This is a genomic window from Paracoccus amoyensis (genome assembly GCF_014490725.1).
Taxonomy (GTDB): Bacteria; Pseudomonadota; Alphaproteobacteria; order Rhodobacterales; family Rhodobacteraceae; genus Paracoccus; species Paracoccus amoyensis.
Genome location: NZ_JACOQL010000003.1, coordinates 391,770 through 405,276 on the forward strand (window position 1 = coordinate 391,770; position 13,507 = coordinate 405,276).

9 protein-coding genes and 1 pseudogene are annotated in these 13,507 nt (G+C 59.6%); 8 read left to right on the plus strand and 2 right to left on the minus strand.

Features of this window, described 5'->3' with window-relative positions:
- Positions 1 to 19: 19 nt before the first annotated feature.
- The 3 genes and pseudogenes from H4P12_RS10960 (at position 20) to murJ (ending at position 5,502) form a co-directional block, all read left to right on the plus strand.
- Positions 20 to 1,183 carry a penicillin-binding protein activator gene (locus H4P12_RS10960; RefSeq protein WP_246449239.1) on the plus strand — a complete coding sequence of 388 codons (1,164 nt, stop codon included), beginning with the start codon at positions 20 to 22 and terminating at the stop codon, positions 1,181 to 1,183.
- A 2-nt stretch (positions 1,184 to 1,185) separates the two neighbouring features.
- Positions 1,186 to 3,971, plus strand: a pseudogene (locus H4P12_RS10965) ([protein-PII] uridylyltransferase).
- 1 nt (position 3,972) lies between these two features.
- Positions 3,973 to 5,502, plus strand: coding sequence for a murein biosynthesis integral membrane protein MurJ (murJ, locus tag H4P12_RS10970; protein ID WP_187793714.1), 1,530 nt, complete (start codon positions 3,973 to 3,975; stop codon positions 5,500 to 5,502).
- A gap of 11 nt (positions 5,503 to 5,513) precedes the next feature.
- Here murJ and H4P12_RS10975 read toward each other — a convergent pair whose 3' ends face one another.
- On the minus strand, positions 5,514 to 6,215 hold the full coding sequence (locus H4P12_RS10975) for a rhomboid family intramembrane serine protease (protein ID WP_187793715.1): 702 nt from the start codon (positions 6,213 to 6,215) through the stop codon (positions 5,514 to 5,516).
- Between the two features lie 75 nt (positions 6,216 to 6,290).
- On the opposite strand from H4P12_RS10975, the gene trpS reads away from it, so the two are divergent.
- Positions 6,291 to 7,325: a tryptophan--tRNA ligase gene (trpS, locus tag H4P12_RS10980; RefSeq protein ID WP_187793716.1), complete on the plus strand. Its 1,035-nt coding sequence runs from the start codon at positions 6,291 to 6,293 to the stop codon at positions 7,323 to 7,325.
- A gap of 187 nt (positions 7,326 to 7,512) precedes the next feature.
- Positions 7,513 to 8,037, plus strand: coding sequence for a cell wall hydrolase (locus H4P12_RS10985; protein ID WP_187793717.1), 525 nt, complete (start codon positions 7,513 to 7,515; stop codon positions 8,035 to 8,037).
- Between the two features lie 65 nt (positions 8,038 to 8,102).
- Here H4P12_RS10985 and H4P12_RS10990 read toward each other — a convergent pair whose 3' ends face one another.
- Positions 8,103 to 8,816 carry a histidine utilization transcriptional repressor HutC gene (locus H4P12_RS10990; protein WP_343069809.1) on the minus strand — a complete coding sequence of 238 codons (714 nt, stop codon included), beginning with the start codon at positions 8,814 to 8,816 and terminating at the stop codon, positions 8,103 to 8,105.
- Between the two features lie 188 nt (positions 8,817 to 9,004).
- Here H4P12_RS10990 and hutI point away from each other — a divergent pair, with 188 nt between their 5' ends.
- From hutI to hutU, 3 genes are all read left to right on the plus strand, one after another.
- Positions 9,005 to 10,207, plus strand: a complete 1,203-nt coding sequence (gene hutI / locus H4P12_RS10995; RefSeq protein ID WP_187793718.1) for an imidazolonepropionase — start codon at positions 9,005 to 9,007, stop codon at positions 10,205 to 10,207.
- The gene (hutH, locus tag H4P12_RS11000) at positions 10,200 to 11,741 is read left to right on the plus strand and encodes a histidine ammonia-lyase (RefSeq protein ID WP_187793719.1); all 1,542 of its coding nucleotides are present in this window, start codon (positions 10,200 to 10,202) and stop codon (positions 11,739 to 11,741) included. Before hutI ends, hutH begins: the two co-directional genes overlap by 8 nt.
- 87 nt (positions 11,742 to 11,828) lie before the next feature.
- The gene (hutU, locus tag H4P12_RS11005; protein ID WP_187793720.1) at positions 11,829 to 13,496 is read left to right on the plus strand and encodes a urocanate hydratase; all 1,668 of its coding nucleotides are present in this window, start codon (positions 11,829 to 11,831) and stop codon (positions 13,494 to 13,496) included.
- Positions 13,497 to 13,507: the final 11 nt, after the last annotated feature.

Consider the following 13,507-nt stretch of genomic DNA (forward strand, 5'->3'; position numbering starts at 1 on the left):
AGCTTCGGGTCTGCGCCGAATGCTAGGCCGTGCCGCCGCCGTCGTATCTGCCTTTGTCATCGCTGCCTGTCAGCCGATGGACGGCTCGCAAACCACGATCGGAACCAATTACGGGCAATTGATCGAACCGGGTCAGCCGGTTCAGGTGGCGCTTCTGGCCCCCGCAGGCAGTGGCTCTGCCGATCTGGAGCGGTTGGCCCGAAGCCTGAAAAACGCGGCGCGAATGGCCGCCGCCGACGCACAGGGCGCCAATATCGACCTGCGCATCTATGACAGCGGCACCAGCACGGCCAGTGCCGTCGCTCAAGCCAATGCTGCAGCCGACGCGGGCGCAAAGATCATTATTGGTCCGCTATTCGCCGAAGGTGCCAACGCGGTCGGCAACGCCATGCGTGACCGCAATATCAACGTTCTATCCTTCTCGAACAATACCGAGATTGCGGGTGGAAACGTCTTTATTCTTGGCACCAGCTTTGCCGATATCGCCAATCGACTGGTTGGCTATGGCGTCCGTCAGGGCAAGCGAAACGTCTATGTCGTGGCCGAGGACGATATCGCTGGCCAAATTGGTGGCCGCGCCATTGAACAGGCCATTGCTCGTAACGGCGCACGCCTTGCCGGCCGCACCAACCACCCCGTGTCCATCAGTGGCATAGACGCGGCAACCCCGCAGATCGTGGCGGCTGCGCAATCCGGCAGCGTCGATGCGGTTTTCATGACTGCAAATAATCAGGCAGTCTTGCCCTATCTGACGCAAAAGCTGACAGCAGCGGGTGTCTCGTCGCCTGTGACCCAGTTCATGGGGCTGACCCGTTGGGATCAACCGACGAACCGTCTTGGTATGCCGCAACTGCAAAACGGCTGGTTCGCGATCCCGGATCAATCGCTGAAGGCACAGTTCGATGCGCGTTACCGCGCCGCCTATGGCGAGCAGCCGCACGAACTGGCCGGTTTGGCCTATGACGGCGTGGCCGCGATTTCGTCGCTGGTGCGCGCGGGCAAGCGGAATGCCCTGACCACGTCGGGTCTGACACAGCGTTCGGGTTTTGCGGGCGTCAACGGTGTGTTCCGTCTGCGTCCCGATGGAACATCACAGCGTGCGATGTCGGTTGCGAGCATTCGCGGCAATCAGCTGGTCATCCTTGACCCCGCACCGCGCGGGTTTGGTGGAGCTGGTTTCTGATCTTGTCCGATACAGTCAACGACAATTCTGTTCAAAGCGCCCCGGCCTTGCCCGGGGCGCATGTCGTATTTGCCCCTGAAGCCTTTCTGCCCATTCTGGATACGGTTTTGGCGGGGATTTCCGAGCCGAAAGATATTCGCGCCAAAACGGTATCGCGCTGTCATCCGCCCGCCAAAAGGCGATGGCAGACATCGAAGCGGGGTTCTCTGGCCATCCACGTGCCGCCCGCGAAACCGTTCGCGCCATTGCCACCCTGACCGATGGTCTGGTGACGGCTATCCATCATGTCGCGATCAACTATCTGCATCCTTTACAGGTGCAGTCAGAGAATGATCGGCTGGCGGTGCTGGCGGTCGGCGGATATGGGCGGGCCGAAATGGCCCCCGCGTCAGACGTCGATCTCTTGTTTCTGACGCCTTGGAAAATCACCCCATGGGCCGAGAGTGTGGTCGAATCCATGCTGTATATGCTGTGGGATCTGAAGCTGAAAATCGGCCATTCGATCCGTAGCGTTGATGATTGCCTACGCCTGGGCGCCAGCGACATGACCATCCGCACGTCATTGGTGGAACATCGTCTGGTCACCGGCCACGCGCCCCTGGCCGAAGAGCTGCGCGAAAGGCTGTGGACCGAACTTTTCTCGAAAACCGTGCCTGAATTCATCGAAGCCAAGCTGGAAGAGCGGGCGGCCCGCCACCAGCGTCAGGGCGGCCAGCGTTATGTGCTGGAACCCAACGTCAAAGAGGGCAAAGGCGGGTTACGCGACCTTCAAACCCTTTATTGGATCGCAAAATACATCCACCGTGTTGATCGCGCGGTTGAACTGGTGGATTTGGGCGTTTTTACGCGGGAAGAGCATCGCGCCTTCTGGCAGGCCGAAGATTTCCTTTGGGCAGTCCGCTGCCATCTGCACCTGATCGCAGGTCGCCCCCAGGACGTGCTGTCCTTCGACATGCAGGTCGAGGTTGCCCGCCGCATGGGCTACAAAGATACCCCCGCGCGGCGTGGCGTTGAGTATTTCATGCAAAACTATTTTCGTCACGCAACCCGCGTAGGAGAGTTGACCCGGGTTTTCCTGACGCAGCTGGAAGCAAGCCATGTCCGCAGCGCGCCCTTTCTTGGCCGCCTGTTCCGGCGTCGCCGCAAGCTGAAAGATGGATTCGTGGATCTTCACGGCCGCCTTGCCATCGCAAATGATGATACATTTTTGAAAGATCCGCTGAATATTCTTCGCCTGTTCGAAGAAGCCCTGCGGACGGGTGTCCTGATCCATCCTGATGCCATGCGGCTTGTGGCGGCCAATCTTGATCTGATCGATGATCAGGTGCGATCTGATCCCGAAGCGATCCGAATTTTCATGGATCTGCTACTGAAGCACGGCAATCCCGAACGTGGCCTGCGCCGGATGAACGAACTGGGTGTGCTGGGCGCCTTCATCCCGGAATTTGAACCCGTCGTCGCGATGATGCAGTTCAATGTCTATCATCATTACACCGTGGACGAGCATTCCATCCAATGCGTCGCGGCGCTGGCCGAAATCGAACGAGGAGAGCATACCGACGACCTGCCGATCTCGCACGAAATCATGGATGCGGGCGTCAATCGGCGTGTTCTGTATCTGGCGACGCTTCTGCACGATATCGGCAAGGGCCGCCCCGAGGATCATTCGATCCTTGGCGCACGGTTGGCACGCCGTGTGGCGACCCGCTTCGGCTTTTCGCAGGACGATATTGACACGGTCGAATGGCTGGTGCGCAACCATCTGGTGATGTCGGACGTGGCGCAAAAGCGGGATATATCTGATCCGCGCACGCTGAAGGAATTTGCCAAGGCCGTCAAAACCCGCAAGCGGCTGGACCTGCTTCTGGTGCTGACCGTTTGCGACATTCGCGGCGTCGGGCCGGGCACCTGGAACAACTGGAAGGCCGATCTGCTGCGCCGCCTGCACAAACAGACCGCCGAGGTTCTGGAAAACGGTCTGGAAGAACTGAACCGCGACAAACGCCAGAACGAGGCGAAACGCGGCCTGCGTCACCTGCTGGTCGCGAAAGGCTGGGACGCCAAGGAATTGCGGGCCGAAATAGCCCGCCATTATGATAGTTACTGGCCCGGACTGCCAACGGAAACACAAGCCGTCTTTGCCGAAATGCTGCGCGATATCGGACCCGAGGAAATCCGCATCGACCTGCGCGCGGACATTGACCGTGACGCCACCCGCGCGGCATTCGTTCTGGCTGACCATCCGGGCATCTTTTCCCGCCTGGCCGGTGCGCTGTCACTGATGGGGGCGAATATCGTCGATGCGCGCACCTATACCACGCGCGACGGCTTTGCGACCGCCGTGTTCTGGATGCAGGACGCCGAGGGGCATCCCTTTGACGACGATCGCCTGCCGCGCCTGCGTCAGACGATCCATAAGACGCTGGCCGGCGAAATCGTGGCCCGAGAGGCTTTTGCCTCGCGCGACAAACCCAAGAAGCGCAACCGGGAATTCCGCTTTCCGACCCATGTCACCTTCGACAATGAAGGCAGCGACATCTATACCATCATCGAGGTCGATACCCGTGACCGGCCCGGCCTGCTTTACGATCTGACCCGGACGATGGCGGCAAACCATATCCAGATCGTCAGCGCCGTGATCGCCACCTACGGTGCGCAGGTTGTGGACAGTTTCTATGTGAAGGATATGTTCGGGCTGAAACTTCACAGCGAAGGCAAGCGCGAGACGCTGGAAAAAAAGCTGCGCATGGCCATCGCTGACGGCGCGAAACGAGCAGAGGCAGAATAACATGAAATCCGGGCTGGTCCGGGGATTCCTGTCGGTGGGAATCTGGACGTTGATCTCTCGCGTGTCGGGCTTCGTGCGTGACATTCTGATGGCAGCATGGCTGGGCACGGGTGCCATGGCCGAGGCGTTTCTGATCGCGCTGTCACTGCCCAATATGTTCCGCCGCTTCTTTGCCGAGGGCGCGTTCAACACCGCCTTCGTCCCGATGTTTTCCAAGAAGCTGGAAGATCCCGAGAATGCCAAACGCTTCGCGTCCGAGGCATTTTCGGGGCTGTTCATCGTCGTGCTGATCCTGTCGGCGCTGGCCATGATCTTCATGCCGGTGCTGGTCTGGCTGATGGCATCGGGTTTTTACGGGGATGAGCGTTTTGCCATGGCCGTTGAATACGGGCGAATCACATTTCCCTATATCCTGCTGATTTCCATGGCCTCTATGGTATCAGGCGTGTTGAACGCCAACAGCCGCTTTACCGCCGCCGCCGCCGCGCCCGTATTGCTGAACCTGCTGTTCATCGTGGCGATGTATCTGGGGCGCTGGGAAGGCTGGGATCTGGGCCTGACCTTGGCATGGGCCACCCCTATCACAGGGATCGCCCAGCTGGGGCTGGTCTGGTGGGACGCACATCGCACCGGTTGGACGTTTGTGCCGCGCAGGCCGCGTCTGTCGCCGGATATGAAACGCCTGCTGGCCGTCGCGCTGCCCGCCGCCTTTGCGGGCGGTGTGGTGCAATTGAACCTGCTGATCGGGCGTCAGGTCGGATCGCGGTTTGAAGGCGCAATCGGCTGGTTGTCCTTTTCCGACCGCCTGTATCAACTGCCGCTGGGCGTTGTCGGCGCCGCTGTGGCCGTCGTCTTGCTGCCCGAGCTGGCCCGTCGCCTGCGTGCCGACGATCACGCAGGCGGTCAGTTCGCCTATAACCGCGCGACCGAGTTCGGGCTGTTCCTGACACTGCCGGCCGCCTTTGCGATTGCAGTCATCGCGCAGCCCATGGTCGCAACCTTGTTCGAGCGAGGCCAGTTCACGCCCCATGACACCATCATGACCTCTCGGGCGTTGGTGGTCTACGCACTTGGCCTGCCGGCCTTCGTGCTGCAAAAAATTCTGCAACCGCTGTATTTCGCGCGGGAAGATACCAAGACGCCGTTCCGCTTTGCGGTCATGTCCATGTTTGTCAACGCGGGCGTAGCCTTTGGCCTTATGCCCTTCCTCGGCTTTCTTGCCGCCGCGCTTGGCACCACGATTGCTGCTTGGGTCATGGTCATCCAGCTATGGTGGGGCACCCGCAGCATGGGTCAGGCCGCCGCAGCTGATGCCCGTCTGCGCAGCGCCACCCCTCGGATCATCCTTTCCTCGGGCCTGATGGCGGTCGCGCTTTGGTTCATGGAAAACTGGCTGGCAGACAGCGGTATCGGTCGCGTTCCGGGACTGGCCGTTCTGGTTTTCGGCGGCGCGGCGATCTATTTTGCACTGTGCTTTGCCACCGGGGCCGCCCGCATGTCGGAACTGAGGGCAGCCGTCAAACGCCGCTAAGGCCACGCGGGTCAGCGCTGCCGGATGTGATATACGGCGCGCTTGATCCCGCCATCGACCAGCAGAAAGCTAAGCCCGAAGCCGCAGAAGAAGCCTGCGATTTCGGCGATCCAGCCATAACCTGCCCCGCCAAAGACCAGCCCGAAGACCAGCTGGAACAGCAGCAGCATGCCGATCAGGGCAAAGGCACGCATCCGGTTTGCGTTGACCGCCGCCAGACGTGTCCACAGCAGGAAGGTAAAGGCCCCGACCAGCCCGTAAACGGCAGGATAGCCACCAATCAGCGGCTCTAACGGTGCACGGATCAGCGTCATGATGACGGTATAGATCAAAGCCCCCCCGATGGCCGAGCCAAAGAACAACGTGATCACCGCCCGTGGCCGGAACTCTTTCGCGACCATGTTGCCAAGCGCGAGCGTGAACACCACGACAAACGCGGCATGTGTAAAGCTGACATGGACAAAGCTGAAACTCAGCAGGCGATAAAGCTGCGACCAGTCGACGATGCCAACCTGCCACATGCGCTGGATCATCTCGGGTGCGAAGGCTGCGTGTTGCATCGCCGTCAAGCGCAGCCCTACCCCTTGCGCGCCGCCAATGATGCCCGCCTGTCCAAGCCCAAAGACGATCTCGCTGATGATGATCGGCAAGGCCAACAACCATACGGTAATCGGCAAGGGGTTGATCGGGGACTCGTTAATCTGATGGCGCATCGGGTTTCCTTCACGGTTGCGGTCGCTGCATGCAGCAGCTAAGCCAACGGCAAGGAAAATCCAAGCAGGCCTGACATGAGCGAGACGACCAACACGCGCTTTACCCCGCGCATCTTCTCGGGCATCCAACCCTCCGGCGGGCTGACGCTCGGCAATTATCTGGGTGCCTTGAAACGCTTTGCCGCCCTGCAAGGCGGTGAGGCAGAGACGATTTATTGCATCGTCGACCTGCATGCGATCACCGTCTGGCAGGATCCACAGATCCTGCCGCAGCGCACCCGCGAAGCGGCAGCGGCTTTCATGGCGGCGGGCGTCGATCCTGCGCGTTCGATCCTGTTCAACCAAAGCCAGGTCAGCGCACATGCCGAAATGGCATGGCTTTTCAACACGGTTGCCCGTGTCGGCTGGATGTATCGCATGACCCAGTTCAAGGACAAAGCGGGCAAGAATACGGAAAATGTCAGCCTTGGCCTGCTGGCCTATCCCGCGCTGATGGCGGCGGACATCCTGACCTATCAGGCGACTGCCGTTCCCGTAGGTGAGGATCAGAAACAACATCTGGAGCTGACCCGCGACATCGCGGCCAAGTTCAACCACGATTACGGCGTCGAGCATTTCCCGATCACTGAACCGCTGATCGAAGGTGTGGCGACCCGCGTCATGTCGCTGCGGGATGGATCGAAGAAAATGTCGAAATCCGATCCATCGGATGCCAGCCGGATCAACCTGACGGACGACGCCGATGCAATCGCCCAGAAAATCCGCAAGGCACGCACCGATGCAGAACCTCTGCCCGGCGCGATGGAGGGTCTGAAAGACCGCCCCGAGGCGCGCAATCTGGTCAACATCTATGCCGCGCTGTCGGATGAGACGCCCGATCAGGTCCTGACCCGGTTCGAAGGTCAGGGCTTTGGCGCCTTCAAGCCAGCTTTGGCCGAGATCGCCGTCGCGGCGCTGGAACCCATTACCCGCAGGATGAGCGAATACATGGCCGACCCGGCCGAAATTGACCGTATCCTTGGCGAAGGTTCGGTTCGTGCGGCCGAAGTCGCAACGCCGATCTTGGAAAAAACCAAAGAGATTATGGGACTGCTGCAGTCGCGCCCCTGATTCCCATGTCAATCAAGAAGCCGCCGCAAGGCGGCTTACTTGTTTTCCAAGTCACGGCAGTGGTGCAAATAGGCGCATCTACGCCAATGGCTGCAATCGAACGGCGCCTGAGACTGCAAAAGCTTGAAGAAAACCAATGTTCACGGCAAGATTGCCGACATCGGGCAGTGAAAACAAAAACAAGCTTATGAAAATCACAAATACAAAGACGCGGCGTGCCGCGACGGTTGCCGTTGCGCTTCTTGTGCTGGCGGGATGCGGTGGCGATTCATCTGGCGTCTCGGGCGGTTCGCGCAGCGACCTGAACTGTATGATGCGGGCGATCTATTTCGAAGCCAATCGGTCCAGCCGCGACGGCATGATCGCTGTTGGCAGCGTGGTCATGAACCGGGTCGAGTCAGAGAAGTATCCGAATACGGTCTGTGGTGTTGTCGGCCAAAAGGGGCAATTCGCGCCGGGCGTGATGACCCGCAAAATGGACTCGAAGGCGATCCCGGATGTCCGCGAGGCGGCAATTGCCGTTCTGCGTGGCGAACGCCACCCCATGATCCAGAACGCGATGTTCTTCCACACGCATGGCTACACCTTCCCCTATGACAACATGCACTATGTGTTGGTTGCTGGCGGGAACGCATTCTACGAAAAACGCAAAAGCTTTCTGGTGACGCAGCCGGTTCCCCCTGCCCCGATTGAACAGCGCGGGCGCTGGTAACCTCTGACAATCCTCATGATCGCCCAGGGTTTTCCGGGTCGGTCATGGGGTTCAGGTGACAGGGTTCAATCCAGCGCTTTCATCGAAAATCCGGGCCTGCAAGCAATGCGCACACTGGTGATAAGCCCTTTGTCGTTCCATGTGTTCCGGCTTAGCACCAGCAACGCCATTCCGGCCGTTGCACCAAGTAGCTGTGCTTCCCGAGCGGTGGCATTTTCGGCGGAGAACTCGATATCCGCCCGTAGGTATTGGGCATTCCGGACCAACCATTCATTTGCGTTGATATGTTTGAAGTCCAGATTTTCCATTCCTGCAACTGCAGCCAGATTGATCCAGCGATCCTCGAACTGAAACGGCTGGCCGTCGCCATAATGGACCGCCTGCAAATGGACGAATGGTGCGGATGCTGGAACGCCCAGATCCGTGACGATCCTGTTACCCGGCGGACCGCGTCGAACCGTAAAAACGCGATAGCTGTAGCTTTGCCCAAGCTTTTCGATCTGTTCACGGATGATCGGAATGGTGAAGGTCGCCTTGCGGGCGGGATTGACGACAACCCGCGTTCCTGCACGGCGCTTGCGTTCCAGCAAGCCTTCGTCAGCAAGCACCTGAAGGGCCTTGTTGACGGTCGCGCGCGCCGCCCCGAATTCGACTGCAAGATCTGCCTCGTCCGGGATCCGCTGACCTTGCTGCCATTGCTGCGTGGCTATGCGGCGGCGCACCTCATCCGCGATCAATTGCGCCTTTGGGGAAGTGCCGCCCGGCAAATATTCCGTCACAAATCTTCCTTTTACCCTTATGGCCCGCCAACCAGCTGAGGCCTGTTGGACAGCTATCTCTTTTCATACAGTCATTTTCAGACCGGACCAGACCCGGCAAAGAACCGGCGGCCCGAATGTCGTCAAAATACTTATAGACATAATCATTCAATATATCTAAACATATTTACAAGAATGGAGGCGCGGGTATGAAAATTGTCAGCAACGTCAGAATCGTCAGCATCGACAAAACGCCTCAGCAAGCCACCGTCTCGGACCCGGTCAGCATCGTCTTGGATGCAGGTCGAATTGCCTGGATCGGCTCCAAAGCTCAGCTTCCGGATCGTTATCAAGGCGCGGCGGTTACGGATTTCGGTGGCCGCATCGCGACTGCCGGGCTGATAGATTGCCACACCCATATCATCTACGGCGGGGATCGCGCGAAAGAGTTTCAGATGCGGCTGGAGGGTGCCAGCTACGAAGACATTGCACAGGCAGGCGGTGGCATCATGTCCAGCGTCAGGGGAACACGCGGCGCGTCTGAAGGGGAACTTTTGGCGCAGGCCTTGCCGCGCGTGGATGCGTTGCTGCGCGAAGGTGTCACGACGCTGGAGATCAAATCCGGCTATGGGCTGGAAATCGAGGCAGAGTTGAAAATGTTGCGCGTCGCGCGACAGATTAAGCGGGAACGCCCGATCTCTATCCGAACGACATGGCTGGCGGCCCACGCCCTGCCACCAGAATACAGGCACGATCGCGACGGCTACCTGCGCGAGATCGTCATAACGGGCATGAAGCGTGCCCATGCCGAAGGGCTGATTGATGCGGTGGACGGCTTCTGCGAAGGCATCGCCTTTTCGGTCGCCGAAATGCAGGCCGTGTTCGATCAGGCCACGAAATTGAACTTGCCGGTCAAGCTGCATGCCGAACAACTGTCCGATCTGAGTGGCGCAAAGATGGCTGCGGATCACGGTGCATTGTCGGCGGATCATCTTGAATATCTGGGCGATGACGGCATCGCGGCGATGGCCGCTTCGGGCACCGTCGCCGTCCTGCTGCCGGGGGCGTTCTATACGTTGCGCGAAACCAAGCTGCCGCCGATCCAGAAATTGCGCGACGCTGCCGTGCCGATGGCGCTGGCGACAGATTGCAACCCCGGCACCTCGCCGCTGACCTCACTGCTGCTGGCAATGAATATGGGGGCAACGCTTTTCCGCATGACGCCGGCCGAGTGTCTGGCCGGTGTCACGACCAATGCCGCGCGGGCACTTGGCTTGTCGGATCGTGGCGAAATCGCCGTTGGAAAGCGCGCGGATCTGGCGATCTGGAACATCACAGACCCGGCAGAGCTTAGCTATCGTGTCGGCTTCAACCCACTTCACCAACGCATCGTCGGGGGCATCTATGTCTGAACTAACCCTTACGCCGGGTTCCGCCAACCTGGCAGAGCTGGAAAAAATCTGGCGCGAAGGATTGCCCGTCAAACTGGCAGCTTCGGCCCATGTGGGCATTCTGCGGTCGGCCAAACGGATCGAAGCGGCGGCACAGGGCGACGCGCCTGTCTATGGCGTCAACACCGGCTTTGGCAAACTGGCCTCGATCAAGGTCCGGCCCGAGGATACGGCGACCCTGCAACGCAATCTTATCCTGTCGCATTGCTGTGGCGTGGGTGAGCCGATCGAGCCGGAAACCGTTCGTCTGATCATGGTGCTGAAATTGTTGTCACTGGGACGCGGCGCGTCGGGTGTGCGACCCGCACTGATCCAGATGATAGAAGACATGCTGGCGCGCAACGTGCTGCCCGTCATCCCTTCGCAAGGTTCGGTCGGTGCATCCGGCGATCTTGCCCCGCTTGCGCACATGGCTGCCGTGATGCTTGGTGAAGGGCAGGCCCATCATGAAGGGCAACAGATGCCAGCGGCACAGGCGCTTGCGGCTGCAGGGTTGCAGCCGCTTACCTTGACCGCCAAGGAAGGCTTGGCGCTTATTAACGGAACGCAAGTTTCAACGGCATTCGCCCTGACAGGACTGTTCGAAGCCTTTGCGGCGGCCCGTGCAGCATTGGTCACATCTGCCATGTCGACCGACGCGGCAATGGGATCGACCGCACCTTTTCACGAAGAAATTCACGCCCTTCGCGGTCATAAGGGTCAGATTGCAGCCGCCCGCGTGTTGCGCGATCTGATTGCTGGTTCCGAAATTCGCGACAGCCATATCGCGGGCGACGGGCGTGTGCAGGATCCCTATTGCATTCGCTGCCAACCGCAAGTCACCGGTGCCTGCATCGACCTGCTATGGCAGGCTGCCCGCACGTTAGAGATCGAGGCGAATGCGGCCACGGATAATCCGCTGGTTCTGGTCGATGCTGATGAAATTGTATCGGGTGGCAATTTCCACGCCGAGCCGGTCGCATTTGCGGCCGATCAGATCGCGCTGGCGATTGCGGAAATCGGTGCAATTGCACAACGCCGTATCGCGCTTTTGGTCGATCCGGCGCTTAGCCATCATCTGCCAGCCTTCCTGACCCCGGAACCGGGGCTGAATTCCGGCCTGATGATAGCCGAGGTGACTTCGGCCGCATTGATGAGCGAGAACAAACATCTGGCGACGCCCTGTTCGACCGATTCAACGCCCACCTCGGCCAATCAGGAGGATCACGTCTCAATGGCGGCACATGGCGCGCGCAGGCTGAAACGGATGAACGCCAATCTGCAATACATCCTTGGAATCGAGGCGCTTTGCGCCGCCGCAGGCATTGAGTTTCGTGCGCCCCTGAAGACCTCTGGATCGTTGCAGCAGGTCGTCGCCCGTTTGCGCCAGACGATCCCGGCGTTGCAGCAGGATCGCTATCTGGCGCCCGATCTGGTGGCGGCGGCACATCTGATACGTGACGCCACCCTGACCGACGCCCTGTCTCCGGACATTCTGGCCGACCTCCGTCCGTGACGCGCCCCTGCGGCGGCGCGAAATATCCTTGGCAATCGCAAACCCGGTTCAACTTCGGGACCGCGCCTTCAAGAAGGTATAATCGAGATGAACAACCCTCGCCATAATACACGCGACATCTTTCCCGCAACGGGCACAGAAATCACGGCGAAAAGCTGGCTGACCGAAGCGCCCTTGCGGATGCTGATGAACAATCTGCACCCCGACGTGGCTGAAAACCCGCATGACCTGGTCGTCTATGGCGGCATCGGTCGCGCGGCGCGGACCTGGAAAGATTTCGACCTGATCGTCGAGGCGCTTCGAAAGCTGGAGGTGGATGAAACCCTGTTGGTCCAGTCGGGCAAGCCGGTCGGCGTTTTCAAGACACATAAGGATGCCCCGCGTGTTCTGATCGCAAACTCAAACCTTGTGCCGCATTGGGCGAATTGGGATCATTTTAACGAGTTGGATAAGAAAGGTCTGGCCATGTATGGCCAGATGACTGCCGGTTCATGGATCTATATCGGCAGTCAAGGCATCGTGCAGGGCACCTATGAAACCTTTGTCGAGGCAGGGCGCCAGCATTATGGCGGCAATCTGACAGGCAAATGGATTTTGACCGGCGGCCTTGGCGGTATGGGCGGCGCGCAGCCTTTGGCTGCCGTGATGGCCGGGGCATGTTGCCTTGCGGTTGAATGCAACGAAACCAGCGCCGATTTCAGGCTGCGCACTGGTTATGTCGATGAAAAGACGGATAACCTTGAAGATGCGCTGGCCCTAATCGACCGCTGGATCGCGGCGGGTGAAGCAAAGTCCGTTGCCTTGATTGGCAACGCAGCCGAGGTTTTCCCCGATCTTGTCCGTCGTGGCGTGCGCCCCGATCTCGTGACCGATCAAACCTCGGCCCATGATCCTGTGCATGGCTATCTGCCGACTGGTTGGACGGTCGCAGAATGGCAGGCGAGGCAGGAAACCGACCCAAAGGGCGTCGAGCGGGCGGCCCGTGCATCGATGCGCGATCAGGTGGCGGCGATGGTGGCATTCCACGACATGGGCGTTCCGACCGTCGACTATGGAAACAACATTCGTCAGATGGCGCTGGAAGAAGGGTTGGAAAACGCTTTTTCCTTCCCCGGTTTCGTGCCCGCCTATATCCGTCCGCTGTTCTGTCGCGGGATCGGGCCCTTCCGTTGGGCTGCGCTGTCAGGCAACCCGGAAGACATCTACAAGACCGACCAGAAGGTAAAAGAGCTTGTGGACGATCCGCACCTGCACAAATGGCTGGACATGGCCCAAAAGCGGATCAGCTTTCAGGGGTTGCCCGCCCGCATTTGTTGGGTTGGGCTGGGCATTCGTCACAAACTGGGCCTTGCTTTCAACGAGATGGTCCGCAACGGTGAATTGTCCGCCCCCATCGTCATTGGCCGCGATCATCTGGACAGCGGATCGGTCGCCAGCCCGAACCGAGAGACCGAGGCGATGCGCGACGGTAGCGACGCGGTATCGGACTGGCCCCTTCTGAACGCGCTGCTGAACACCGCGTCCGGCGCAACCTGGGTATCTTTGCATCACGGCGGCGGTGTCGGCATGGGCTTTTCCCAGCATTCTGGCATGGTGATATGTTGCGACGGAACCGAAGACGCTGATCGCCGGATCGCACGTGTCTTGTGGAACGACCCGGCAACCGGGGTCATGCGCCATGCTGATGCAGGCTATGAGATCGCGTTGGACTGCGCGCGCGAACATCAATTGATTCTGCCCGGTATTTTGACCTGACTGCAAAACGT